This is a genomic window from Paraburkholderia phymatum, from assembly GCF_038900715.1.
Classification (GTDB): Bacteria; Pseudomonadota; Gammaproteobacteria; order Burkholderiales; family Burkholderiaceae; genus Paraburkholderia; species Paraburkholderia phymatum_A.
In genome coordinates, this window is the sequence record NZ_JAYMRZ010000037.1 from 1 (window position 1) to 25831 (window position 25831).

Sequence of the window (25831 nt, forward strand, 5' to 3'; positions counted from 1 at the left end):
CCTTTTTCAGGAAGGCAATCAGACTTCAGGGCCAGCCACCGAAGACCATCACGCTTGATGGCTATGCAGCCTCGCACCGCGCCGTGCGCGAGATGAAGGCCGATGGCTTGCTGCCTGAGGACACGAAAGTCCGATCCTCGAAATATCTCAATAATCTGGTCGGGCAGGATCACCGCAACATCAAGTCCCGGACGAAAGTCATGCTCGGCTTCAAACGTTTCAGGAACGCAGCGATCACGCTCTCAGATATTGAGTTGGTACATCGTATTCGCAAGGGCCAATTCGGCCTCGCGAAGCTCGGCCTCAAAGATACCACTGCGCCCGCAGCCTGGGAGGCCGCCCTGTCTGCTTCATTAGACATCCTCTATATAACAACAATCTCGTGCAGACCGCCTATTTGCACCAGAGCCTTGCGCACCGACTCGTAGGTGACACACTCACCCCGCGCTCGAGCAGCAGTTCCCTCAATGTCGCGCAGGCTCAGGGGTTGAGCCGGTGATACCAGTGTACCGCGAAGCTGATGACCGCTGCCGGAAAACGAAAACCGTGATCGGGCGACTCGATCTTCTTCATGCCCACATTTTACTGCACGCATCAACTTGACATTGCCCTTGACAGATCCCCTTGCATGGGTCGAACCGAAGACAGGGTCCCGACCTGTCCGTGCGGCCTTCGGGCGCCTCGTACCAACATCAATATATTTGATGCTCTTCTTCTGGCAGCGATACTCGACCGCGTGGCATCATCAAGTCCATGCACAGAGTAAAGAGGATGCTTTACGGCGGGCTGCTGACCGCTATGCTAAAGGGGGTTGCCGCACAGCCTGCTGCCGCAGGCGACTATTGCACGTACCAGAGAATGAAGAAGCTTCTCCGTCCCGAGGCTGCGGCGGAAGCCGCGTGTGCCGCGCGATCAAAATAGCGACGTAAGGCGCGCAACTAACCACCGCCGCACTGCATCTGTCACAGGCAGACGGCATGTGCACTCCTTAAATAATTAGACACATGCAGAAACTGATGAAGCAAAGTGATGCTTTACACGGGCCAAATCGTCCGGCGCACAGGGGACATCAAACGGCAACTCAACCTCCGTCTGGCAAAGAGAGCCCGGGGCGTTCGGCTGTTGCAGCCGGGCGGATCCTCGACGCGATTCGCGATCTTGCTCCTGCCGTTGTCGCGCGTGCAGCCGAGATCGAAGCGGAACGCCGCATGCCGTCCGACCTTATCGAGAAGTTGCGATTGATCGGAGTGTTCCGCATGTTCGCGCCGCACAGCCGTGGCGGACTAGAGCTAGATTTACCTTGGGGAATGGAGGTGATCAGCGCGTTGGCTCGGATCGACGGCTCAGTCGGCTGGACCGCGATGATCGGCAGTTCATCTGCCATTATCAGTCCTCGATTGCCGAGACAGACTTACGATCTGATGTACCAGGACAAGTCGGACCTCATCATAGCTGGTGTCACCACGCCAGGAGGCACCGCCGAGAGAGTGGCAGGTGGGTGGCGGGTCAGCGGCCGTTGGCCGTTCGCCAGTTGTTGCCACAACGCCGACTGGATGATGGCTCTCTGTGTCATGTCGGAAGCCGGAAAACCACTCTTTGGACCGGCAGGGGATGCCGGCCCACCGTTGGTCCGGTGTGTCGCCTTGCCGGCATCGGCTTGGCAGATTGAAGACACTTGGCACGCCTCCGGCCTCAGAGGTACCGGCAGTCACCACATAGCCCTTCAGAACGTACTCGCGCCGGAGACCAATTTCTTCGACTTTCCAGCTGGAGCATCATGCGAACCGGGACCACTATATCAAGCTTGGCGGCACCTTCAGTCGGTGCTTCTCGGAGCTGTCTGCGTGGGCATCGCCGAGGGTGCGTTATCGGATGTTACCGACCTCGCCCGCAGCGGCCGGCAACAACTTCGAGCGCCGGCTCCTATGCGCAACTCAGAAATGGTCCAGGCCGAGTTGGGTCGAATTGAAGCAGATGTGCGTGCAGCGCGGGCGGCCATGCAGGTTCAGGCGGAGAGTCATTGGCGGCACGCCTTGGCCGACACGCTGAATGGCCAGGCTCTGTACACCCAGGGCATACAGACCGGAATCTGGATTGCGACGATCTGTGCCAGCGCAGCACATGCCTGCTTTACCCTTGCCGGCGGTGCCGCAGTGTATGAATCTTCACCTCTTCAGCGGCGGCTGCGCGATCTGCAGGCGGCGGCGCAACACGCCATGGTCCAGCAGCGGCACTATGCTGAAGCTGGCCGTCTGCTGCTGGAACGGGTCGTATGAACATCAAGATCGGACACATGGCCATAGAGCGGGGCGGGAACCGCAGGAAGCTTAGAAGTGTCGTGCGTACCACGCGCCTTCCGCATCGTTATGCTCGGCGGATTCTATGCGCACCAACCTGCAGATCGGCCTCCTATATGCTTAGTTTTCCGATCGGAATAGTCCGTTCCGGTTTAGCCGCTTCGCAACCATAGCGGGACCGCACCATGATGACTGTTATAAGGCATAGTAAAGATGCAGAGATTCCAGCTTGCTCCAAACTACGAGATCTCGCGTGTGATCCACGGGGGCTGGCAACTCGCGAGCGGCCACTGCACGGCCCGAAGCGAAGACCCCGTAGCCGACTTGGTGGCCTTCGCGGATGCGGGAATAACCACCTTCGACTGTGCCGACATCTATACCGGGGTCGAAGAGCTGATCGGCCATTTCAGAAGGCGCTATCGCGATCTGCGCGGGGAGCAGGCGCTCACCCGGATCAAGGTCCATACCAAATTTGTGCCGCACTTCGGCATACTGCCGCGCATCAGCAAGTCTTATGTCGAGAGGGTGATCGACCAGTCGCTGCGACGCCTCAACCAGGAGCGGCTCGACCTCGTACAACTCCACTGGTGGGAATACCGAGAGCCTCGTTGGCTCGAGGCAGCGCTGTGGCTCGACGATCTTCGGCGCACCGGCAAGATTGATAAGATCGGCGGCACGAATTTCGACACTTACCATATGCTGGAGATCGTGAATGCAGGCGTGCCGCTTTCCTGCATGCAGGTGCAGTATTCGCTACTCGACCGCCGTCCGGCGCGGCGAATGGCTGCGGCGGCGGTCGAGTACGGTATCCCGCTCCTGTGCTATGGCACCGTGGCTGGCGGCTTCCTCGGCGACAGATGGTTCGGCGCACCGGAACCGACAGAGCAGCTTGAGAACCGTTCGTTGGTCAAATACAAGCGGATTATCGACGACGTCGGCGGCTGGGACCTGTTCCAGGCCCTTCTGACCATCCTTCGCCAGATCGCGGACCGGCACGGGACCGACATCGCCACGGTCGCCAGCGCTGCGATGCTCGAACGACCGGGTGTGGCGGCCGTCATCATCGGCGCGCGCGACCGCTCTCATCTGACCTCGAACGTCGCCATCTCCGGTCTCGCCCTGACCGCCAAGGATCTCGACCTCATCACCGGAATGCTGGCGGAAGCGAAGGAGCTTGAGGGGGATGTCTATGGGCTGGAGCGAGACGACCACAATGGAAATCGCACCCGCAAATCGTGATTAACTTCAATCAAGGCCGGCACCCGGATGTAAGTTGGAGAAAGTTGAGTGAAAAACTTCTTATCTTCTAAGAGGCCAGTTCAAGTGCGACGCGTGTCGCCGTCCGCCGGACGTAAATCGGCAGCGTAGTGGATGACAAAGCTCTTCTCTGCCTTGTCACATTCAACAACCCGAATATCGGAGATTGAAGCTGTGACCTGCTGTACGACCAGCAGTTGCCTAGTCGGACGTGCGCGATCGGTAACGGTCGGGTTCGAAGCTCCGGCGACAACGTACCCTCTCTCTGGGCGATTCACCCGGGCGACCGGGCAGGGATCGACACTGCCAGCAGCCGTGCGGTGTGGGGGCCAGGCAAGTTTCGCATGCACAACATATGTGAACTGTCGAATGAAACCTCGTTAGCCTCAAAGAGCCAAAGCTGCTGAAAGGCTCTGACCAAAACGGTGAGTGGCCGGTTGCATCTCTTTGAACTGGGTGCACGTCGTCGAAGCGCCATCGGGGAATAGACAGGTGCTAAACGGATAGGCCCGGAAGTGTTCGGGTCGGCAGGGATGGGAACGCGGAAACCCCGATTCTCCGCCACCGCTCCGGTTTATTGGGGCGTCGGCAGGTGGACCGTAAGGAACACTGTTGGGGAAGCGGGAGTGAGAACGCGCAAGAAGCGAAGGGTTGCCTGTAATGGGTGACATAGGGGTTCAAGATTTGCCCCAACCTGAAAGGGTGCTGACGTGCGCGTGGTGCGGCTGTCGTTGGCCCACGTCAGGGATTCATCAAAGGGAAGCTTGTGAGAGACCGGTTGGGCTACGGTTCAGCGCCCTTCTCCCGCGGTGGGAGGAATCGACGATCTGACGTTAGCGAAGGTTGTGTGTGCACAAACACAACCGGCATCGACGTGATGCTTAATGCCGTGCGCGAGCCGTATGCGGGGAAACTCGCACGTACGGTTCTTCGGGGGCCGCGTTTCTGGAAGGGAGCGCGGCCACCCTCTAAAGCCGACACCGCTCGTTTGAATATGTTCCAGCAGACGAGCGAGCAAGCAAATTTGAGGAGTGCCTCGTGAATGTCGCTACGACGATCGAATCGGATACGAAGACGCCGGAAGTTATGGAGCCACGAGTGAGTCCGTTCTACTACCCAGCGGAATTTGCCCAGACCACTGCCATGTTCAGTTCGACGTCGTGCGATCACCGGTCTGATGCCACGATTACGCAAGCGCTGGCGATGTGTGTCGGAGTCGTAGCCGCGATCGCCGTAAATGATCTTGGGCTTGCGAAGTGGTCTGCCGCGCGTGCCGCGAATCTGGTGGATGGCGTCGACCAATGGCAGCAATTGGGTGACGTCGTGACAGTTTGCGCCGGTCAATGTCACACTGACCGGCACACCGTTGGCGTCTACGAGAATGTGGTGCTTCGAACCTGGTCGGGCACGATCCGTCGGGTTTGGCCCGGTTTTTCGCGCACCCCAACAGCTCGCACGGAGGAAGAATCGACGGCAGCATACGAAAGGTCCAGTTGCCCGGATTCGCGCAGCTTGTCGAGCAGCAGCGCATGCAGCCTGCTCCAGACGCCCGCCTTCTGCCATGCGTCCAGACGACGCCAGCAGGTCGCGCCCGAGCCAAACCCCAGTGCGGTCGGCAAGTGGTTCCATCGCATCCCGGTGCGTAACACGAACAGGACGCCATTGAGCGCTGCCCGGTCCAACACACGAGGTCGGCCTCGACGTTCGTTGTTTCGACGCTTCGGCTTCGGCAATAACGGTTCGATCAGTGTCCACAATTCGTTGTCAATGATCGGCGCCTGCATCCCCTCGGTCTCCGTTGTCTGGACGGCAGAGGTTAACATCGCGCCAGGAAAGTAAACAGCCCCTCACAGCGATTTTTTTGAACTGGCCTCTAAGCTAGCCTGCGGCATTTTCGTTCATTTGGACGAGGACGGTAGCGTCATTGGACGATAATACCCGGGTCGCCTCAGGTTGGCAGAAGCCTGTGGCCGGCTCGGCTTTTACGCTTCCCACCTGGCAGAACACCATTGTTCGCCGCATGGAAGGGGGCTCATCGCCGAACCTGTTCTTGTCGAGCGTCGCACAGAGCACCGGGAAACTTCGTCTCTGCCCCTTGGTCATGCTGCTTAGCCTTCATCATCCGCACAAATATCGCATCTGTTGGACCCGCGTCGTTTGTCCGCAAGATTACTGACGCGTACCGTGCCGAGGAACGATACAACACAGCACCGACGGCCAACCATCAGTTGTTGGATTGCTTCGGATGATTGTGGTCGGCCAATCTGCAAGCCATGCATATTCGCTCGCGGCATCAGTTTTCGAGCCAGGGCTTAAAAGCTTCAACTAATTGTACGACCCAATGCAATTCCCCTTCCCCCAAATCTGCCCCCTGACCTTAGACGCAGCAATAGAGAGTGGATTGTGCGTAGTAGGAACAGCGTCTCCTGTGCGACGAACTCTGCTTGATCAACTGGAGCAGGCAGGGGGCCAATTATCTTCTTTGCCAGATCGCGTTTGGCGATCTGTCCTTGGATGCCTCACTTTTCACAGCAATGACCAACTAATCCGAATTGATGGGCCGAACTGCGTAAATGTGAACGTCCCCGAACTGGGCAACACTAGGGCGTGAGCGCTGCAACAATGCAGTAGCACTCAATCGAAATGAAGCACTCTCAAGGAGAGAAAAAATGGGTTACATCATAAAAACAGATGACAATGCCAGACTAAGACTCGGCATCCAAAGCCGGTTATACGAACAGTCAAGTGTTGACCTTATCAGCCGAGCCGGCACGCTCCGCGGCGGGAAAATCCTTGAAGTTGGCTGCGGCAGTGGCGCGATGACACTGCATCTGGCACGCGCAGCCGGACCTCAAGGAACGGTAACGGCTATAGATAGCAGTCAGGCGCAGCTAGATGCATCCCGCCAATTCGTAACAGAAAGTGGTTTCGAGAATGTTACATTTTTGGAAGGGGACGTTAATTGTCTGGATCATTTGGATAACTCATATGACCTAGTCTATTGTCGGATGGTGCTCCATCATGTGGCGGATGCAGATCATGCAATCCGTGAAATGGTGAATGTCCTCGGCCCAGATGGCCATTTGCTATGCGAGGAACCGGTGATTCATGACGGATCATTCTCGTTTCCACCGTCCGAAGCGATCGATGAGTTTATAAGAATCTTAAGATCTTGTTTTCGCATGAGTAACCGTGATTATAAAATCGCCTTCCGTATGGAGACTGTGATAAGGAATCTCGGTCTGGAAATTGAACATGGCCGCTTGTATCATCCGTTACTGAATTCACCCGAGGAGAAATTGCTTTACGCGATGAGCTTGAGGGACCTCGCGCCTCAGATGATCAAAAACGGGATAATCGACCCCTCGTCAGTTTCTGCCCTGCATGAGAGACTATCGGATCTGGCGAATTCTGAGACGACAATGACTTGGGCGAGGATGCACAGCGTTTTGGCACGGAAGCCTCATGATATAGAGCCGCACTGATCAAATGCTGGAGCTAGCGTCAAGAGTGGTGTATGGGCAGCCTGATGGCCGTCGGTTTCAAGCGGCGGGTTTCTGCTGACCCGATCGATCGTCTCGCACCGGTTCGCCGTCCTCGAAGGGGATGCCTTCGAGGAACAGCTTGATTTTTTCCGGGCCGTTGATGCGGCGCCAGGTTTTCTCCGCCTCTTCAATCAGCTTGAATGCCAGACCACGGGACTTCGGCAGCGACACGCAGTTGCGCGTACGCGTCGTGCGATGACGTACCGTCGCGAACGTCGGCTGGATCCACAAGGAGGGCGCTGGTGAGTTCACGCTGTCAGGTTTTCTGAAGATCAGCATTCAGCAGGTACCGGTGAGGAAGCGCCGTTTCGGTAAAAGGCCGTTTGCCGGCGAAGAGCGCTGTTCGAGGCAAAGCCAGCAAGGATTCGGATCAAGGCGCGTGCGCTGAAAAAACTGAAGGACGCCTCGGCTCAAAGTAGACTTCGTGCCTGTTGCCTTCAGGAGGCTCCTGACAGGTGCCAGCTGGCTTTGCCTTTATACAAGTTCGCGACTTGCTCGTTGGGCGTGTCGGTCCCCGCAGTTACCCTTTTCCCCGAATTTCGACTTCGAGCCGATTCTCGCTGCACGACCGGCAGCTCGCACAAGCCATAACCACTCAGGCAGGCCTTCTTCCATCTGCAGTCATCTGGCAGACTCGTAGCGAACGCGCTTTCCAGCCAGGAAGAGTTCGACACGCCTCGCATCGGACACCATCAACGTCTGCGTATCAAAGCCCGCCTGGGGATTTTACGAAAGCCGACGGCGTTATAGCCTCGGTGGTATTTATATCGATACAATTTACCGGATCGGCGTTTGCGCTTAGGCATCTGGTGCGGAATCGAAGGCTTGCGTCGAACCACAGCCTAAATGCCGCTACCTAATGTTGATGAACCTGTGTGTCTGCAACGAGACACGCCATGCTTAGCTGTGCGCCGCCTTCATGCAGATGCCTATGGTACAGGACGACAGACTCAACGGCTGCAACCAGATCGGTGTGCCGCGCGCGTGATGGATCGGGTCAACTCCTCGATGTCGCGAAGGACTCAGGCTGAACCGATACCACCGGACCGCGCAGCCGGTGACGATGGCAGGAAAGCGGTGAACGTGATAAAAGGCGTTTGCTTTCTTCACCGTTTCATTCTACCGTCGCGTTCTACCAACATGACAAAGCCGTCGGCCTAGTTGCGGCGCATCTGGTCGAGATCGAACAGATTCAGGGGCGAACCGCCCTGACTCGGGCCGACCGGCTTTGGCGGCACCATCGGATCGTCGTTGTCCTTCATCAGGTTGTTGTCCTGATGGTACGCGCCCTGCACACCTTGGATATAGTCATAGCGGTTCGATGTGACAGCCTGCGCCGTATCACGATCGTTGATGATGACGGGACGCAGGAACACCATCAGATTCGTCTTCGTGCGGCTCTTCTCCTCCGAACGGAACAACTGGCCGAGCCACGGGATGTCGCCGAGCAGCGGCACCTTGCTGTTGCCGTTCGAGTACTTGTCCTCCATCAGGCCGCCGAGCACGATGATCTCGCCATCGTCGGACAGCACCGTCGACTGCACCGAGCGCGTGGAGATCGTCACGCCGCCCGGATTGTTCGTCGACGTCGGATCGACGGACGAATCTTCCGAATATATTTGCAGTTTGATGATGCCGCCATCGGTGATCTGCGGCTTCACGTGCAGCACGATGCCGACGTCCTGTCGGTCGAACGTGTTGAACGCTGTTACGGACGTCGCGGCGTTTGCGGTCGGCGTCGCATACGAACCCGTCACGACGGGGACGCTCGAGCCGACGACGATCTTCGCTTCCTCGTTGTCGAGCGTGATCAGGTTAGGCGTTGACAGGATGTTCGCGTCGCTCGACTGCGACAGCGCCTGCAACAGGCCGCCCAGACCGAACACATTCCCGAAGCGGTGCAGCAGCCCGATGTTCACGCCGTTGTTCAGCAGATTCGTGCCCGTCGTCGCGAGCGCCGCGGCCGGGTTGTTCGCGATGATCGCGCCCTGCGCGGTCAGGTTCACGATGCCCTGACTACCGTTCGAATTGAAGTTCGAACTGCCGTAAAGACCGTTGTTGCCGCCATTCGACAGCAGCGCACCCTGCCACTGGATGCCGAGATTCGCGCTCGACGTCGCCGACAGCTCGACGATCAGCGCCTCGATATACACCTGTGCCCGACGCGAATCGAGCTGGTCGATCACGCTGCGCAGGTTGCGGTAGACGGGGTCGGACGCGGTGATGATCAGCGAGTTCGTCGCCGCATCGGCCTGGATCATGCCGCCGGGCTGGTTCTCTTCGCCGTCGCCTTCTTTTTCGCCGAGGAACGCAGCCTCCTTGTTGCCCTGGCCGCCATAGGTGCCGCCGCCGCCGAGCGGATTGCCGCCCATCGAGGACGACGAGCCGCCGAGCGAGCCGCCCGGCAGCGGGGGCTGGCCCGAGGTGCCCGTCGACGAGCTCGCGTTGCCCTGGTTGAACGCGTTCGCGGCATTGGCGCCGCCCGACGACGACGTTTCGCTGCCGCCCTTGCCGAGCATGCCGCGCAGCGTCTTCGCAAGACGCACGGCGTCCGCGTTGCGCAGCTGCACGACGTGGATGTTGCCGGGCTGTCCGGTGGCTGCATCCAGCTGCTTCGCGAGCGATTTCGCCGCCGCGAGGCGCGCCGCGTTCGACGCGCGCAGCAGCAGCGAATTTGTACGCGGGTCGGCCTGCACGGAGACCTTCAGCGCCGCGTCCGTATTGCCGATCGAGCCGGGGTCGAGCATCTTCGACATCTGTGCCGCGACGTCGAGCGCATTCCCGTTCTTCAGCTGCACGACCTGCACCTGCTGGCCGGCTGCCGTATCGACGCCCGCAATGATCTGCGCGATGCGGCGCACGTTATCCGCGTAGTCGGTGACGACGATCGTGTTGTTCGACGGATACGCGGCGACCGTGTTGTTCGGCGAGATGAGCGGACGCAGCACGGGCAGCAGGTTGTTCGCCGATTCGTTCTTCAGCTGGAACACCTGCGTGACAACCTGATCGCCGCGCGCCGCGGGCGCATTGCCGACGTAGGTCGGCACGCCTTGCAGTTTCGCATCCGCTTCGGGCACGACCTTCAGCACGCCGTGATCCTGCACCAGCGAAAAGCCCTGCATCCGCAACGCGGACTGCAAGGTCTTCAGCGCCTGATCTTCCGGAACAGGATTCTCTGAGACGAGATCCAACTGCCCCTTCACGCGCGGGTCGACGATGATCGTCTTACCCGTCGCCGCGCCAATCGCCTTGGCCACCTGATCAATGTCGGCGTTGACGAAGTTGAGCGTCACCTGTGCGTGTGCAGTGTGCGCGGTGATCACTCCAGTCAGCAGCAACGCCGTTGCAATGCGAAGTAAAGCCATACGATTTATTCTCTTGATGTATAGAGTGAATGCCCATTCGGCGGCAGTCGATTCCAAGCGCGCAGCGCTTACAGGCGCATTGTCACGTTGCCGCGGTGGTTGCCTAAAAATGCGTCGATTAAGAAGTCGGAACGCTGCGCGTTGGATTTTTCAGTCTCAGGCGAGTTTTCGCGACATCGAAGAATTAATGTTCGAACGCCAGGTTTCGACATACGCGCCCGTGCTCGATCGCGTTGGTCGGGTGCTGCCTCGACCACGTGCCCCGCCGCGAAGAAGTGCGGCTCGGGGCCGAGGATCTTTTCAGTGACGGCAAGCACGCGCCGACCGAGCGGGCCGACGTAGTCATCAGCGACGTCGAGAGCCCCCGCGGGCCATCGAATAGCGTGCCGATCCGCTTCATCATCACGATCTAAGTGGCCCAGCCGAGCGCCGAGCCGATCGGAAATGCCAGCGCGGGATGTTCAGGCGGCACTGTCAGGTTGCTGGAGGGGTGTCGGTAGACTGAAGCAATGAAGAGGACCGAATCGCCCTATCATGGCCACGTCAACCGTTGCACAACTAGCCGTGCTCGATAGCTGATTCAGCAAGTCCTTGTCGAGACCCTGAAAAGTGTCGGAACTGCAGGCGTGCCAAGATACTGCCATCTTATAGTATGGCGCGAGCTTGGCATCGACGCCTGAATCACACGACGCGAGCGTGGCATCGGTGCGTGAGCTACCGTCCGAGCCACTGTACCCATAGAACCCGACTGCACTTAGAGCAATCCAGAAAGTTCCAATGTGTCTTGCTATCTTCAGCATCTTCGCTATCCGATCAATCATTAGCCATCCAAATCTAACATCGTCTTTCAAGCAGCGTAAAAGCTGCCATCGTATTTTAATCTTGCATCTGGCCAACTAAATTGATTAGCGTCAATTGTTAGAGTCGTAATAGTAAATTAATTTCTAGTCCTTTATGATCGGTATAAATATATTTTGCCTCTACTTAAACAAAACGCACTTCATATCACGCATGAGCTAAGGTCAGCACCTGTCCATCACACACGAGGCGAGGCTGTGTCGCGATAGTAGAACCAGGCCACGCATGCCCCGCTACAATGAGGATGACTTACGGCACCAGATCTTACGCGATCGGTCGATCGCTATGCGGGTCAGGCCGCCCGGGAACAACGGGCACCGATATTCTTACTGTCGGAGTGATGGATCACGCCCCCTCGGGTCGTCGCTGCAGCAGCGTCATGTCCAGTGCGCGCAACATGAGTTCCGTGTACAGATCGTTCGACATCGCCCAGCCGACGATGCGGCGGCTGAACACGTCGATCACCGCCGCCAGATAGAGAAATCCTTTATCGGTCGGGATGTAGGTGGCCTCCGCGACCACGGCACGTTCGCGGCACCGGAACTGAAGTCCCGATGTACCAGATCGGGCGCATGAGCCTGGCATAATGCCGGCAAAGGAAACCGGACGATGACAAAAAGAACCCCGGCGCACTCACTCAGCGGCGTTCAAGGCGAACGTGGCATTGGCCGCTGTCCGAGGCGGCCATACCGCCTGACTGCGCGGCCATTCGGTGCTCTTCGCCACGGCGGTGGATATCATCAACTCGTTGAATGCTGCGTACGTGCATAGCCTTTCCAGCAGCCTAGTGCCTGCAGCGCCTTGCGATCGAGCAATTCCCCCCAACTTTCTTGAATTCGGGTATCAGGGTACGCAATTCGCAAATATCGCTCTACGCTTTTCTACGAAGAACCTTAAAAAAATCACTGGGATAGCACAAACAAAATTTTATATTAGAAGGGGAGTTGATTGGTGGCATGATGATGCCCAAATCGGGTCGGAGTGCTGGAACCGCTTGAAGCTGGCACGCACAAGGTTCTTCACCACCACGCAAGAATCCGGTTTCCTGTCATCTGTATATGTTCCCAAAGCTGCAAACAAACGGGGTGAACGCGGTCAAGGTACCATAGCAACAGCGGCTTGCAGCCAGCGCTGCTCAGCGAAGGCTAGCCCTGCCGAGCGTTGTGCGGACGAATACGTATAGGAAGGTCTGCAAAGTCCTGGCGTTGAAGCAGCGCGAATTAGTTGAGAAGATGAGTGATGTCGCAGCTGGGTCTTGGTCTGGATCTGTCAATCAAGCGCGCGCGCAAGAGGGAATTTCTCGGTGAGATGCGGCGTGTTGTGCCTTGGTCGAAGCTGATTGCGCTGATCCATCCGCACTATCCGACGAGCAAAACCGGACGACCGCCTTGCCCGATCACGACGATGCGACGCCGACTCCGGACTGGTTCATACAGTCATTGGAACGGCGGCCAATGTGCACGACATCACCGTTGCCCAGGCGTTGCTGCACGGCAAGGAGACGGATGTCTACGCTGACGCCGGGTATCAGGGAATCGAAAAGCATTGTGAGGCAGACGCAGCTCGTTGACATGTTGCGATGGGATCGGGCAAGCGCAGACTACTGGACCTGAGTGATCCTATGGACGCGATACACGATGGAGCGGCTCAAGGCCGGCATCCGTGCGAAGGTTGAGCACCCGTTTCGCGTCATTAAGCGGCAGTTCGGCTATGCGAAGACCCGCTATCGTGGTTCGATGGAAAATACTGCCCAGATCACCACGTTGTTCGCTTTGAGCAATTTGTGGATGGCGCGCAGAGCTTTGCGAAACGCTTAAGATCGGGCCGGTGCGGCGATATGATTCACCGGCACAGCCCCTGACAGGTACTCGCACCGGGGCGATCTCCGCACCGTCACCATTCAGACTGCGATGAGTGTGGAAGATCACCGCTATGAAAACGACTTCTGGAGATGGTATGGACGCCTCCCCCCGGAAACGGGCCGTCGTGACGATGGCGAAGCGAAATCGATAAGGCTCGAGCATCCACGTGTGCGAAAGTGGAAATACTCGTCACCATACTCTGAGGAGAATCGAAATGAAGCTCACGATCATTGGGATGGACATCGCCAAGCAGGTGTTCCAACTTCATGTGCTCGATCCCCGAAGCGGCCAGATCGAACGGTTCAAACTCAAGCGTGCCCACGTGCTCGAGTTTTTTGCCGGGCGCGCACCTTCGATTGTTGTCATGGAAGCGTGTGGCAGTGCCCATGACTGGGCCAGACGACTGCAAGCCCTTGGTCATCAGGCGAAGCTGATATCTGCCCGATCAGTGCGGCCCTTTGTGTTGCGAAACAAGACTGACGCGGCCGATGCGCGAGCAATCTGCACTGCCGCGCAGCAGCCGGAGGCGCGTTTCGTCGCCATCAAGAGCGAAGAGCAGCAAACAGTTCTGGCAATACATCGGGTGCGCGCGCAGTTGATGAAGTTCCGCATTATGCAAACCAACGCGTTGCGCGGCCTGCTGTACGAGTTCGGAGAAGTACTGCCTGAGAGCCATCGGGCGTTCAGCAAGGCATTCCCTGCCGCGCTTGCACGCGCCGCTGAACGGCCGCCGGCCATACTCATCGACAGCCTGAGGGAGCAATGGGCTCGTGCACAAGACATCGATCGGCAAATCGCCGTTCTTGAGAGACGTCTTGCGATCCTGTTTCGTGATAACCCGAACTGTCAGAAGGTTGGTGATATTCCTGGCGTTGGACTTCTGACCGCTACGGCAACAGTTGCCGCTGTTGGCGACTCACGCACGTTCAAGTCCGGTCGCGAGTTTGCCGCGTGGCTGGGTCTCGTGCCACGGCAGACCGGAACCGGCGGACGGGTCCGGCAGATGGGCCTGAGCAAGCGCGGCGACACCTATTTGCACACGCTACTGATGCACGGTGCCCGTTCGGTGATCATCCAGGGCAAACGTTCGCCCTGGATTGACGGCTTGCTCAAGCGTAGACCTTTTAACGTGGCGGTTGCCGCCGTCGCCAACAAGCTGGCGAGGACCATCTGGGCGGTGCTGATCAGGCCGCAGGGTTATCAGGTTCCGCCGTGCGCTACCGCATAGATTTCACGACCCAACGATTCGCGACACTTCCATTTTCCCTCAAGGAGCGCAAGCACGTGCTGCCTGATGGCTAACAGGTTGGACCGGGGCGAGGAAAACCCGATAAGGAAGATGAACCATATTGCGTTCGATTTGCAGATGAGGACCTCGCCAGCGAATTCCATTATGGCCAGCAGGTCATACCGGCCTGCGCAAACGGGCCGGACACAAGCGTGCTGCCTTTACCTGCCAGCCAATATCGCAACATTGTTTGCAATCCGGGAGGCGTCCATATAAGACCTTCCTTAACGCTCGCTGCTGACGACGCACATCGAAAATTGTTGCTGCCAAACCGCCAGATCGCCGTAGACGGCGTATCGAGCAGAAGCCGAGTCGTGAAGTCCCTCGGACAAGAGCGCTCTAGCGCTAGACAATAGGAGGTGAAATGAAACTCGACATCGAGACGTTCCGGCAATTGCGCCATCTTGCTCCGGTCATCGACGACGTACTGAACGCAGGAGAGGTCGAGCACGCGGACCAAGCTCTGAACCTCGCGGCATTATCACAACTTTGTTTGGAGTTATTCGACGCCTATCGCAGCATACACCGCGAGGAGGCGCAAGCTGGCCCCGACATAACCAGACTCGACCTTTAGCCGCGGGTCGCGTCCTTGCGCAAGCAACGCGAGGAAGTTGTCAGCGAAGTTGAACGCTTAGTGCACGCACACCCTCTTTGGCCTGTCCTGACCAGCGAGCCGGGAGTCGGCGTCAGGACCGCCGCCAGACTCCTCACTCAAGTCGCTCACAAACCGTTAGCCTCAGCCGCACATCTGGCTCCCTACGCCGGCCTCGCCCCGGTCAAGGCCGAGCCAGCGGCCTTGTTTGGCCTGTGGCGGCCGACGTACTACCAGGGCCCTAAGCGGCCTTCGAGCGTGAAGGCCTCGCCGGCCTGTTACCCCGCCCACGTGGTCCGACGTCAGCACACAAGGTCACAGACGAAGTTATGCGATTCATGGAGCAACACCGGCACGCTGGCAGCCCACTGCAAGCGCATGTTCTGGCTGCGCTAGTGCAGACCAGTCTCGGTGTCAGCGTCCACCCACGCAGTATCGAACGCGCGATGGCGCTTAAAAAGAACGATGAGTCATGCGGTCGCGTCCATGCTGGTGAGGCAATGTTGCCTTGCGATGCGCTTGAGCTCTGCGAAGGCTTGCGTGCCGTAGCGCCTTGTGAGCGACGGATCACGGATGGTATGGGCGCGATCATCTTCCATGGCATGTGGCGAGGGCTTGTTGTGTTGGCGACGACACGCACCGCGCCAACGGTGAAGCTGCAGCCGGCGCCGACCGCGCTGCCTGCGGCGGCGCACGATCGCCAGCGCTCATGGCATCTTCGATCAGTCATGTTGATGCCCTCATCTATTTCTTGCGGGGCGATAGCGAGATGGTCCCGCACGCCTGATTTGAGTTCCTGCAGCGCAGCGATGCTCTCTGCGGTGTCCGGAAACAGGAACCGCGTGTCATGCGGGGTCGCGCTCTACCTTGATGACGCCGCTGTGGAAGCATTGCGCGACATCGGCAAATGGTCAACCCATCCAAAGATGTGGCGCGCACGCATTGATCTGGCATCGTGCAGTAGACGAAGCCGCTGCCGGATAACCCGTACCTTACTTGCTGACACATGGCTGCATTGTGCCAATCTGTGTCCCTCCTGTGTCCGTATCGCGGCGATCGTCGCATCGTCGAGGCCTTGCTGCGCGAGTTCAAGCAGACGGGTCTGAGTTTCGGCGCCCGGGAGAGCGTCGATATGGCTTGCACCCCGGGGTTCAACTTCCAGTTGGGTGATTTCGCCACCTCGCCATACAACACGGATTGTGATCCGGTCACGCGTGACGCGATGCAGGATCACTTTGTCAATAAGGGAACGCAGCAAAGCCTTCTCGCGTCGCGATTGACTTCCGTTCGCTGCCCGATTTCCGGTAGCCGAGCACCGAGCGCAAGGAAGTCATTTTGATCTTCATCATTCAGCGCCTCCGGCTTGCATGCCTCAGGATAGTCCACACTTAACTTAACGCTGGGACTTTTGCAGAGATTCCCGGTGCTTCTAATCACGCTATACCTCGCATTGACTTGCTACGAATATCAATTTTATTTGTTTGATATGGCCGCGCCCGGTTTGATATGGTACGTATTCGGGCTATTCAAGATGAGCATTAGTGTTGCCGACGAGTAATACAGCCATCTACAAACGGAACAAGGATCATCCATCTCTTCTGTCAACGATCAACACCTATTTACGACGATCTTCCGTTCCAAAGCATACTCAATGCAACAGGAGTTAACCCATGCAGGACTGCATCGCATCTTCACAAATCTCATCACCAACTATTGACCTGTTGTATGACTACGCCCCCTTCCTCGATCGTTGCGAGTCTGAAGGGAGCATCGGCTCGTTGTCGCCACGCACCTCCTCCCCGCGCGTTGCCATCGTTGGCGCAGGGATCAGCGGTCTAGTGGCTGCCACGGAACTGATGCGGGCAGGTGTGGACGATGTTACGCTATTTGAAGCCCGTGATCGGATTGGAGGAAGAATATGGTCGCAGTCATTCGATCCGCGGTATCCGCATCTTATTGCTGAAATGGGCGCAATGCGTTTTCCTCCGAGTGCGACCGGCCTATTCCATTACCTGAACAAACATCGCATTTCCACGGCAGAGACTTTCCCGGATCCAGGAATAGTCGATACCGATTTACATTATCGCGGTACTCGCCATACGTGGCTCGCAGGCGAGCCCCCGCCGCCATTATTTGCAGTCGTTTACGAAGGCTGGAGAGCATTTTTGCATGAAGGATGCGTGCTCAACGACAGATCTCTTGTTGCGCCGCTAGCAATCACGAGCATGTTGAAGTCACATCGGCTCCAGGAGGCGCGTGCAGCATGGCAGGCGTGGCTAGACGTGTTTCGTGACAGTTCTTTCTACGCCGCCATTGTTGCGATCTTCACCGGTTCTCACCCTCCAGGAGGTGTCCGTTGGGAGAGGCCCTATGACTTTGAACTGTTTGGTTCTTTGGGCATCGGATCCGGGGGGTTCCTGCCTGTTTATCAAGCGGGATTCACTGAAATACTGCGCTTGGTCATCAACGGCTACCTGGACGATCAGCGCCTCATTTCCTGCGGAATCTCGACGTTAGCCGAGCGACTTGCCGCACAAAAGATCGGTGAAAGCACCGTCGGTGAACGGGTTCGCTTCAGTAGCGTCGGCCGCATTCACAAAGAAGATGGAAAGATAAAGCTGATAACCGATCAAGACGAGTCGTTGGCTTTTGACCGCGTGATCGTCACGAGCAACACGAGGGCAATGCAAATGGTCCACTGCCTGACCGACGACGAAACTTTTCTAAATCGCGACGTGTCACGCGCCGTCAGGGAATCACATCTTACCGGATCATCGAAGTTGTTCATGCTCACGCGCGACAAGTTCTGGATCAAAAATGATCTGCCGGTCACCATTCAGTCCGACGGTTTTGCTCGAGGGGTGTATTGTCTTGATTACGAACCCAACAAGCCGGACGGTCAAGGGGTGGTTCTGCTCAGCTACACGTGGGAAGATGACGCCCACAAGCTACTGACCGTCCCTGACAAAAGGCAGCGGTGCGAGTATTTTATCGACGACCTTGCCACATTTCATCCAGAACTTGCGCGCCATCTAGTTCCTGCCGATGGTGACTATGAGCGTAATGTCCTGCATCATGACTGGCTGACTGACCCGCACTCGTCGGGTGCCTTTAAGCTCAACTATCCAGGCGAGGATGTTTATTCGCAGCGCCTCTTCTTCCAGTTCAGGACCGCGAATGATCCGGCAACTGATAGCGGCCTCTATCTAGCCGGATGTGGCTGTTCTTTCACTGGTGGGTGGATTGAGGGAGCCGTGCAGACAGCCGTGAACAGCGCCTGTGCCGTAATACGCAGCACGGGAGGAAGGCTTGTGTCGGGCAATCCTCTTGATGAAGTCTGCAGCGCGTATAGCTATTGATCTCGCGCCTGATGACTCTCTTAGGAGAATCACGTGCACGAAGCGTCAACCGCTAGATGACGCGATCACAACCCTACGCCGTTCTGCAGTCGATAGAACCGTAACCCGGTCCTCCACCGGCGTGCAAGGCCCAAGACCGCAACTCACAGCCTAACTTGCCCTATGAATAAAGAGGAATCGCCATGCAGTACTAGTAAAGGTATTGCCCGCATTTCGTTTTATGGAATAAAGCTCTCTTCTGCGCGTGGAAGTTTTATGAAACTTTTATTTATCGCTCTCTCAGTTCTCGCAATCACTGCCTATCTTACTGGACATTTTCCAATTGCGACAAACTCATACTCCCTAAATGGCACCGACATAAACGGGGATCAACTACATGAATAAGCATAACGGATATTCTTAAACGCGTCTTCCGTGAGCATGTACGCCACACTGACTTAAGTATCGATCTCCCTCCAACGTCTTGCGGCGCTTGCCGCGCGCACCTTAAGCAGGGCCGACGGCGTATGATCTGCCGCCTTAGCGACAACAACATCCACAGGCAACAGCGACGGCACCTCCGGTGCTCGCTTCGGCGTTGCGCCCTCAGGAAGCGTGGCAAACCGTACTCTCCTGCCAGATAAAGCCGTCTCCATTTGAACAACAGGTTCGCATTGACGTCGTTGCAGCGCGCGATCAACGCCACCGACGCGCCCGGTTCGAACGACTGTTCAACGCTAGGTCGTCCTGACCGTCACTTTAATGTCGGTGTTCCATGCTACTGACCTCGCCGCGGCACTGCTTCATTCTGACAGAGCCTTCGATAAACTTTCTTTTTACTCACACGTCAGAAATATAGCGGACAGATTGATGCCTAAAAAAGGATCGAACAAGGCTCGGATCGCGCCTGATTTGTGAAAGCTGCTCGTGAATTTTTGAGCCCAACTTTTCACCTTTTTGAAGCGGGCGTCGCGCGACGCCGGTCCGCTTGACGTGACTCCACACCAGTTCATCTGGATTTAGGTCCGGTGCATAACCGGGCAGGAAATGCAAAGTCAACTTGCCCTGCGTACTAGCGACATAGTCCTTAACGACGGCTTTCTTATGCGCTGGCAATCCGTCGACGATCAAATGAACCGGTTTTTTCCGATTGAACATCAACTTCTTGAGCAGTTCCACGAACAACTCGCCGCTAAGCGCCCCGTCATACGTTGCAAACCAGAAAGCCCCCTTCGAATTGACAGCGGACGCGGCGCTCATACTTTGCCGTTCGCCGGGCCGCTCGACCACCGGCGTCTCACCGCGCGGCGCCCACGTCCTGCCATGTACCGAGTCGGCACGGAAGCCCGATTCGTCCCAGAAAAAGATATCCGCCTTCTGCTCACGAGCCTGCCTGGCAATGCTCGGATAGGTGTCTCGCTGCCAACGCTCGATCGCTTCCGGGTCACGCTGATAAGCACGCTGCAACGGCTTTTGCGGCGTCAGGTTCAGACGCGCGAGCATCGCACCGATCGAAGCCAGGCTCAGCGTGACGTCGAATTTCTGTCGTACCAGTTCACGAACCAGGTTGCGCGTCCACAAGCCAAAATCAAACCCGTATTGCATTGGATTCTTGCCATTAACCCAGCGCATTACCCGCTGTTCCTGCGTCGCAGTGAGCGTACGTGGTCGACCTGTGCCCTTGGTCGATCGCAGCGCTCGCACACCACGACCACGGCCTCGCGCCTGCGCCCTGATCTTGTACGCCCACGAGCGATGCATTCCAAACGACGCGGCAACATCATTTGGATGCTCGCCTTCGACCATACGCTGAACTGCAAGAGTACGCATCTCTTCGAGCGTGTTGTGAGCCAGGCTCCGGCCATCTCGTTTCATGGGCGACGCTCTCAATAGCAATCGCTCAAGCATAGGTCATCTGTCCGCAAAATTCCTGACTTATGAGTAAAGTACTCTTTCGTCGGGCTGCACAGCAACGCAAGAAACAACTTCCTGCTCAGGGAACGGAATGGAACTGCTGATCCAGAGCGCCGGTTCGGTAATAACGCGTAGCGCGACACCTTTAGTAGACGCCGCGATAACATGTCGACTGTCATTTCTTGCGGGTCTTGCCTGTGGTTCGTGAGGGTTTGATTTCGTGTTCACGCTTCATTACCTTCCGCTTCGATTGCCCCGCGACAGCAAATGCAATAGTTGCGCCAACGCCACGAGACACAGGATACGTATCTTCCGACACATTGTTGATCGGGCTGGTTGATGGCCGTCCACCCTCCAAAACGCGCTTGTGGGATCTTCTGCCAAGTATCTTTTGTGGGATTGCTGATGTTGCATATCCGACAATGTTGGATGTGCAACACCTCGGATTGCCGCGACGCGATGGCGGATTAAGGCGGCGAATTTGACTGGTGTTGCAACGACCGGTTAGATCCGCCCAATTCGTATCAATTCGATACGCGAGCCGTTTGGCCGAAGCAGGCACTAAAGCGCTCGGTGAGCACAGTGCGGCGATTCCACAATAACGCGCTGGACGAAACGATTAATGATCTTTAAGGACGAAGTCATTCGTCGCCGTTAGATCTGCAAACTGCCGAACTTTCCACTCCTGAAGGAGTTGAGCAGGAACTTTCCGACCGAGTTCAGACGGCAACTCGGTGTGCCGCAGTAATGCGGCTGCGGTGATTCACCCCTGCATTTGTGAAGTCACACAATGCCGAAAGCTAAGAAGGCACTGCAGGGCGTCGCTACGGTGCTCGAACGCTTGCACTACCCGGTGGATGTGCCCGTGCGCTCCGCCGCAATCTCAAGATTTCTCGCCGCAGCCGCAAAAGAAGGCTTTGTCAACTTGAAACAGACAATTCGATCTATGTAGAGAAGGTACGGATTCGCTATTAATGTGCCTGTGAGCCGTTTTTCACGTCCGTCCAGTCCTGTCGTGCGAGCAGACGCACCTTCAGTTCGGTGCGATGGCGTCCGGCATTCCCGCCGAGTGTCGCGGCAAAGCAAAGTGCTGTCGGATAGGAGCGAAGGTCGAGAAAACTGCTGTGTGCGTCGCGCTCGCGAAAGCCCTGCATCTGGCGTTCGCGCCTGCGCGTGGGCTGATGGTAAGCGGCCGGGCAACTCATCTTGAAGTCCGGTAAAGCACTTGGGAGTATCGTGTCTACCTAAACGTTACCGGCGCCCCATCTTTTTGCGGCGCTCACCATGGTATGCTGACCTGCGGACATTGCGGGCGCGTCGACCTTTGATCATCACGTGTTCCTTGCGGGCCGGGCGAACGGTACTGCCCCGGAACTTCACCGAGCCGCAGGCCTGAGCGAGGCCCGAGCTGGAATCCAGCCGTGCTCCAGGTAGAGCCCGTAGCGCGATGGCGAGACGCCGCGCCAACGCGACGATGCCCACCCGTCGCATGCGTTTGCCGTTGCCGGCAAAGCGCCGGTTATACGGCTGTACCACTGGGTCATAAGGCTGTCGGGCTGCAGGCGCAGCCAGGGCCACGCCAGTTCGATGAGCATCGTACGCGCTCGCGGGGTTGCCGGCCTCGCTGATGCCCTGTTCGATATCCCTGTCCCCGCTGTGGTACGGCGTGGGTGTGAGTCAGAGCCCCCCGGCGACCTCGCGTCGGTTGGCGAAACGTCGCCAGCCAAACCCTTCCTTGAACAGCACCCAAGCGCCGTTGGGACCGATCGACGAAATGCACTGGTTCGATTATGGCGATCCCGAAACGGCCTGAATACGCCGGTCGGTGAAAGACCCTATCGAGCACACCCTTCTTCTTCAATGTTTGAGCATAACAGACCGCCTTACTGCGACAAAAACCACCACCGCCCCCGATCGTTATTTGCTGTTTCACTATGTGCTTCCGATGTTTCATGGGCCGGCTTGTGCCAACACTCATATACCGATGGCGCGCCTGAACTCACGCGCGGCCGCTTTCGCGCGCGCGCTGGCATCCGGTGCGTCGGGGAGGGCGGCACACCAGGCCGCGATAGCTTCGTCGGCGAGCGGTTCCCACTTGCTCACCCAGGCCGTCAGCACGGTGCGGTTGCTTTCCTGCTCGAGCGCCATGCGAACGAGCTCGGCGGCCCAATGCCGATGCCGCTGGGCGTCGATCAGCTGCGCATCGGTGATGAGGCCGAGCAGCGTATCGCCGTTGCGCCGCGCCGCCACGCCGAGGCTTCGCAAGACCGTCTCTTCCACGGCCGGACGCGCGACGAGGTTCAGCGCTACGAAGCTCTCCGCCCAGTCCCATGCGGTGAGTGCGTGCTCGACTAGTTTGCGCCAGCCCTGCCATGCCGGATCGTTTTCCCAGTAGTGCCGCTCGTCGGTGCCGAAGCCGAGGTCGCCGAACGTCTGCGACAGCTCCCTGGTGCGATACGCCGTGTGCGTGAGCCAGCGCAGCGAGTCCGCTGTCTGGTAAGCGGCGCAGTTCGAGATCGTGGAGGCGGGCGCCATCTGGGTCAGATAAGCCGAGCTCATTTGCAGCGCATGGAACAGGAAGCGCGCGGGCGTGTAGTGGCGCGCGAGCGTACCCGCCCAGGTCCGTGCGAGCATGGTGTCGTGCCCGCGTGCGGAGAACTGGTCCAGCAGCCCGAAGACATACGTTTCCTGCCCGTCCTGGAGCAGGTTGTAGGTGCGGTAGACGAGTTCGTCCGGATCGCGGAACGCATTCCAGTCGGGATGAGTCAGCGGCGATGCATTTCGGTTTCGCTTGAACCATTGCGCCATTTCGAAGTTCGGGTCCAGCTCGAACGGCGCATCGGGATTGTCGGTCGTGTAGTGCAGATTGGTCGAGACGATCTCGTACTCGCTTGGCTTACGCCGCCGGGCCGCCAGATGGCTCCAGGTTTTCAGTGGCTTGAGGACTACGGGTTGCGTCATGCTCGTCTCCAGCTAAAGCGTCTTTTCGTAGTAAAAGCGCACATAGTCGTCGGTCGTCTCGATGCGGCCCGCAAACGCGCTGAGATTGACTTCGAGCTCGGACATCCTGAACGGCCGGCCCAGTGTTTCCTCGAGCGTCGCGCGGCGGAGGATCAGTTCGCCGTCCGCGTCGATGCGCACATAGGCGAGCTTGTCGTCCACGCGAATTGCCTTGCCGGGGTTGTCCACATGCGCGGCTTCGATGACGCCGGCTGTAATGCTGCTCGCGCGAAGCACGGGACCCACGCGGTTGTTGCGGTACGCTTCGGCGGTGTTGTCGATGGTCACGTTGTGTTCCCCTGCGGACTCAGGAATGGGCAAAGAATGGTTCGACGCCTTCGACCGCAATCAGAACATCGTCGCCTTCGAGTCTCACGGCGTATTCGGCGAGACGGCAGTCACCCGGATTGATGCCTTTGCCGGTGCTTGCGTCAAAGGTCCACTGATGCGCGCGGCACATCAGCACGCGGCCGTCGAATTTTCCTTCGACGAGTGGAATGTCCTGGTGCGGGCAAATGCCCTGAAAGGCGCGCGGCTCGCCGCCTTCGGGGCGTACCAGCACGATCACGTGGCCATCCACTTCCACTTCGGTCATCTCGCCTTCCCACAGGTCGTCGAGGGTGCAAACTTTCTGGAACAACATGCTGGCCTCAGTCGTCGCAAAAGATGAATTCGAGCGTTTCCATCGGCTTGATGTCTGTCTCGGCGAGTTTCGCGTCGCGCGGATAGAACTGCTCGCCGTCTTGGCGGCGCACGCGGATCACCTTGTCCGGTCGAGGCGCTACTCGCCGGCCCACCGAATGGTGAGCCGCTGCGGCGGCGACCTCGTCCATCGAGTTGTCCGTATCCACGGCCACGAGCTGCAATACGAAGTCATACTGAAAATTGGAAATCACAGGGAAAAGAGCCATGTCGTCCTCCATTGAATCGCCGCTTCACGGCTTTTTTTCGTAACGCTTGTCGCGGTACGTTTCGACCCACGCGTAGTGGTGCGCGTCGTCGCCGATTTCGCCCGGTGCGAGCCCCATGTACTTCAACGCGCCCGTCAGGTCAGGCGGCTGGATCTGCCCGGCCAAGAAGCGATCGACGAGCGTGAGGTGATCGCGGTAGCGAACGGGGTCCTGCTGGAACACCCAGCGATCGATTTTCGAGTTGAAGTGATATGTGCGGCCGTTGTAGTCGAGTGGATAGTCCTTCACATTCCAGCCATTGCCAGGGATCGCGCAAATGGGCAGCTGGCTCATGTTGCAGATGATCGGCAGCGTCTCCGGAACAGTGAGTTCGGGCTTGCCGGCGAGCAGGTTATCGATGATGACGTCCCACGCCTTGCCGAACGTGTCGTTCCAGCCGGGATATTTTTCTTCGAGCCAGTCGCGGCACTCAGGCGTCATGCCGGCAGCAGGATTCCACCAGACAGTAGGCCGCCAGAACCAGATACTCAATTGATAGGCGTGGTGCTGGTAGTCGACCTCGTTGATCATCTGCGCCCAGTACCACGGCAGGTCGAGTCCGAGGTCGATCAGCGTGCGTTCGAACTGGCCTACGATCCACTCCCGCATGAATTCCTTGAACGACTGTTTGCGGTGCACGGGCGGCGTGGCGTAATCCATCGACGAGCCCGTGAGCAGGCAGAACAGACGCCAAGCGCGCGCGATGGCGATGTCAACGAGCTTTTGGGCCTGCTCTTTGCGGCCGTTGGCGATCAGGATCTGCAATGCGGGGCCGCCGATTTGCGCATGGCGCGACTCGTCAGTCTGAATGCTGGAGATCAGGCTTGCAAAGGTGAAGTCGCCCGCTTCGGCAGCATCGGCCGCGAGGCCGAGAAACTGCATGTTGGTAAAACCCGTTTCGAACGCGAAGGTGAGCATGACCGCGATTTCGATTGCACTGCGCGACATGAACAGATCATCGAACGCGCTGCGCGCGGCAATCGCACCCCACTCGTTAGTGTGGTACGCCTTGTGGGCCCAATCGAACTGGCGATCCTTGGGGCAGTAGTCGTGAGGAAAGTAGAGCTGCAACTGGCCATGACGGTTCTCGTCGAGCATGCCGAAGGTGGCCATGTTGCGCATGCCGGGCGCACGGCCGAAACGTGCCATTCGGGCCTCCGCGCTCATCGCCGCATATTCGCCGAGCGCAATTGCACCGTAGTGCGCCTTCAGAATGGACAGCCAGCCCGGATCGGCGTCCTCGAACATGCGGCTGCGCTCAAGCGCGCCCTTCACCGAGTAGGCGCCGGCGTCTTTCTCGCGCTGCACGCGCACATACTCGGGATATGACGTCTTGTATGGCTCGTCGTAGGTTTCCCAGCTCGCCATGGGAATGCCTTGTGCCCCAGACATGAGATCGGGAAAGAGCTCCGACTCCGCCACATAGCTTGAAGTCCAGTTGGTGGCACGTGCAATGTCATACCATGCCGCTCGTTCCAGTAACGCCATCGTGATGTCCCCCTGCTGGAATGGACAATGTGTCGCCCGGCACGATATGCACTGCGCCGGGCGACCCTTGAACGCAA

General features: G+C 57.9%; 15 protein-coding genes and 10 pseudogenes. 10 read left to right on the forward strand and 15 right to left on the reverse strand.

All coding sequences use genetic code 11. From position 1 onward, the window contains the following. Positions 1-284 (forward strand): annotated as a pseudogene (locus tag VSR68_RS39355) (DDE-type integrase/transposase/recombinase); the annotation flags it as partial. A 115-nt stretch (positions 285-399) separates the two neighbouring features. Here the strand turns inward: VSR68_RS39355 and VSR68_RS42965 are convergent. Further along, positions 400-573: pseudogene (locus VSR68_RS42965) on the reverse strand (IS6 family transposase); the annotation flags it as partial. A gap of 431 nt (positions 574-1004) precedes the next feature. Between VSR68_RS42965 and VSR68_RS39360 the strand changes: the two are divergent. Beyond that, the gene (locus VSR68_RS39360) at positions 1005-2276 is read left to right on the forward strand and encodes an acyl-CoA dehydrogenase family protein (RefSeq protein ID WP_342944912.1); all 1272 of its coding nucleotides are present in this window, start codon (positions 1005-1007) and stop codon (positions 2274-2276) included. A gap of 234 nt (positions 2277-2510) precedes the next feature. Next, positions 2511-3536 (forward strand): aldo/keto reductase, encoded by a 1026-nt coding sequence (locus VSR68_RS39365; protein WP_342937565.1) that lies wholly within the window; start codon positions 2511-2513, stop codon positions 3534-3536. Positions 3537-4538: 1002 nt separating this feature from the next. Here the strand turns inward: VSR68_RS39365 and VSR68_RS39370 are convergent. Continuing rightward, a pseudogene (locus VSR68_RS39370) lies at positions 4539-5338 on the reverse strand (IS5 family transposase); the annotation flags it as partial. A gap of 885 nt (positions 5339-6223) precedes the next feature. Between VSR68_RS39370 and VSR68_RS39375 the strand changes: the two are divergent. Then, entirely contained in the window at positions 6224-7039 is an 816-nt protein-coding gene (locus VSR68_RS39375; protein WP_342944913.1) for a class I SAM-dependent methyltransferase, read from the forward strand. Positions 7040-7096: 57 nt separating this feature from the next. Here VSR68_RS39375 and VSR68_RS39380 read toward each other — a convergent pair. Continuing rightward, a pseudogene (locus VSR68_RS39380) lies at positions 7097-7324 on the reverse strand (IS256 family transposase); the annotation flags it as partial. On the opposite strand from VSR68_RS39380, the pseudogene VSR68_RS39385 reads away from it, so the two are divergent. Continuing rightward, positions 7314-7510 (forward strand): annotated as a pseudogene (locus VSR68_RS39385) (HU family DNA-binding protein); the annotation flags it as partial. The pseudogenes VSR68_RS39380 and VSR68_RS39385 overlap by 11 nt on opposite strands. 587 nt (positions 7511-8097) lie before the next feature. Here the strand turns inward: VSR68_RS39385 and VSR68_RS42970 are convergent. From VSR68_RS42970 to VSR68_RS39395, 3 genes and pseudogenes are all read right to left on the reverse strand, one after another. Then, positions 8098-8209: pseudogene (locus VSR68_RS42970) on the reverse strand (IS6 family transposase); the annotation flags it as partial. Between the two features lie 47 nt (positions 8210-8256). Then, positions 8257-10464 (reverse strand): type II secretion system secretin GspD, encoded by a 2208-nt coding sequence (gene gspD, locus VSR68_RS39390; protein WP_342944914.1) that lies wholly within the window; start codon positions 10462-10464, stop codon positions 8257-8259. A gap of 1203 nt (positions 10465-11667) precedes the next feature. Continuing rightward, the gene (locus VSR68_RS39395) at positions 11668-11844 is read right to left on the reverse strand and encodes a DDE-type integrase/transposase/recombinase (protein ID WP_342944915.1); all 177 of its coding nucleotides are present in this window, start codon (positions 11842-11844) and stop codon (positions 11668-11670) included. A gap of 886 nt (positions 11845-12730) precedes the next feature. Here VSR68_RS39395 and VSR68_RS39400 point away from each other — a divergent pair. The 5 genes and pseudogenes from VSR68_RS39400 to VSR68_RS39420 all read left to right on the forward strand — a co-directional run. Continuing rightward, a pseudogene (locus tag VSR68_RS39400) lies at positions 12731-13139 on the forward strand (transposase); the annotation flags it as partial. Positions 13140-13398: 259 nt separating this feature from the next. Then, the gene (locus VSR68_RS39405; RefSeq protein WP_342944916.1) at positions 13399-14412 is read left to right on the forward strand and encodes an IS110 family transposase; all 1014 of its coding nucleotides are present in this window, start codon (positions 13399-13401) and stop codon (positions 14410-14412) included. 424 nt (positions 14413-14836) lie between these two features. Next, positions 14837-15046, forward strand: coding sequence for a hypothetical protein (locus tag VSR68_RS39410; RefSeq protein ID WP_342937689.1), 210 nt, complete (start codon positions 14837-14839; stop codon positions 15044-15046). A 3-nt stretch (positions 15047-15049) separates the two neighbouring features. Further along, positions 15050-15250 (forward strand): annotated as a pseudogene (locus VSR68_RS39415) (transposase); the annotation flags it as partial. A gap of 1484 nt (positions 15251-16734) precedes the next feature. Next, positions 16735-18423 (forward strand): NAD(P)/FAD-dependent oxidoreductase, encoded by a 1689-nt coding sequence (locus tag VSR68_RS39420; RefSeq protein ID WP_342937690.1) that lies wholly within the window; start codon positions 16735-16737, stop codon positions 18421-18423. A gap of 304 nt (positions 18424-18727) precedes the next feature. Here VSR68_RS39420 and VSR68_RS39425 read toward each other — a convergent pair whose 3' ends face one another. The 9 genes and pseudogenes from VSR68_RS39425 to VSR68_RS39460 all read right to left on the reverse strand — a co-directional run bounded on the left by VSR68_RS39425 (position 18728) and on the right by VSR68_RS39460 (position 25754). After that, positions 18728-19108: a hypothetical protein gene (locus tag VSR68_RS39425; protein WP_342944917.1), complete on the reverse strand. Its 381-nt coding sequence runs from the start codon at positions 19106-19108 to the stop codon at positions 18728-18730. 134 nt (positions 19109-19242) lie between these two features. Further along, positions 19243-20277, reverse strand: a complete 1035-nt coding sequence (locus VSR68_RS39430; RefSeq protein ID WP_342944918.1) for an IS630 family transposase — start codon at positions 20275-20277, stop codon at positions 19243-19245. A 1010-nt stretch (positions 20278-21287) separates the two neighbouring features. Further along, positions 21288-21500: pseudogene (locus tag VSR68_RS39435) on the reverse strand (IS6 family transposase); the annotation flags it as partial. Positions 21501-21692: 192 nt separating this feature from the next. Next, positions 21693-22083 (reverse strand): annotated as a pseudogene (locus VSR68_RS42975) (transposase); the annotation flags it as partial. Positions 22084-22290: 207 nt separating this feature from the next. After that, complete coding sequence (locus VSR68_RS39440) at positions 22291-23277, reverse strand: aromatic/alkene monooxygenase hydroxylase subunit beta (protein ID WP_090872363.1); 987 nt, start codon at positions 23275-23277, stop codon at positions 22291-22293. Between the two features lie 12 nt (positions 23278-23289). After that, positions 23290-23604 carry an MmoB/DmpM family protein gene (locus tag VSR68_RS39445; protein ID WP_090872397.1) on the reverse strand — a complete coding sequence of 105 codons (315 nt, stop codon included), beginning with the start codon at positions 23602-23604 and terminating at the stop codon, positions 23290-23292. A 19-nt stretch (positions 23605-23623) separates the two neighbouring features. Further along, positions 23624-23959, reverse strand: a complete 336-nt coding sequence (locus VSR68_RS39450) for a Rieske 2Fe-2S domain-containing protein (protein WP_028371286.1) — start codon at positions 23957-23959, stop codon at positions 23624-23626. Positions 23960-23966: 7 nt separating this feature from the next. After that, positions 23967-24227 carry a toluene-4-monooxygenase system B family protein gene (locus VSR68_RS39455; protein ID WP_015004451.1) on the reverse strand — a complete coding sequence of 87 codons (261 nt, stop codon included), beginning with the start codon at positions 24225-24227 and terminating at the stop codon, positions 23967-23969. 24 nt (positions 24228-24251) lie between these two features. Further along, on the reverse strand, positions 24252-25754 hold the full coding sequence (locus tag VSR68_RS39460) for a toluene monooxygenase (RefSeq protein ID WP_342944919.1): 1503 nt from the start codon (positions 25752-25754) through the stop codon (positions 24252-24254). Positions 25755-25831 lie beyond the last annotated feature (77 nt).

Coding starts and splice junctions, on each gene's coding strand:
- VSR68_RS39420 (WP_342937690.1), top strand. CDS start 16,735: ATGCAGGACTGCATCGCATCTTCACAAATCTCATCACCAACTATTGAC.
- VSR68_RS39375 (WP_342944913.1), top strand. CDS start 6,224: ATGGGTTACATCATAAAAACAGATGACAATGCCAGACTAAGACTCGGC.
- VSR68_RS39440 (WP_090872363.1), bottom strand. CDS start 23,277: ATGACGCAACCCGTAGTCCTCAAGCCACTGAAAACCTGGAGCCATCTG.
- VSR68_RS39405 (WP_342944916.1), top strand. CDS start 13,399: ATGAAGCTCACGATCATTGGGATGGACATCGCCAAGCAGGTGTTCCAA.
- VSR68_RS39430 (WP_342944918.1), bottom strand. CDS start 20,277: ATGAAACGAGATGGCCGGAGCCTGGCTCACAACACGCTCGAAGAGATG.
- VSR68_RS39365 (WP_342937565.1), top strand. CDS start 2,511: ATGCAGAGATTCCAGCTTGCTCCAAACTACGAGATCTCGCGTGTGATC.
- gspD (WP_342944914.1), bottom strand. CDS start 10,464: ATGGCTTTACTTCGCATTGCAACGGCGTTGCTGCTGACTGGAGTGATC.
- VSR68_RS39450 (WP_028371286.1), bottom strand. CDS start 23,959: ATGTTGTTCCAGAAAGTTTGCACCCTCGACGACCTGTGGGAAGGCGAG.
- VSR68_RS39360 (WP_342944912.1), top strand. CDS start 1,005: ATGCAGAAACTGATGAAGCAAAGTGATGCTTTACACGGGCCAAATCGT.
- VSR68_RS39460 (WP_342944919.1), bottom strand. CDS start 25,754: ATGGCGTTACTGGAACGAGCGGCATGGTATGACATTGCACGTGCCACC.
- VSR68_RS39455 (WP_015004451.1), bottom strand. CDS start 24,227: ATGGCTCTTTTCCCTGTGATTTCCAATTTTCAGTATGACTTCGTATTG.
- VSR68_RS39410 (WP_342937689.1), top strand. CDS start 14,837: ATGAAACTCGACATCGAGACGTTCCGGCAATTGCGCCATCTTGCTCCG.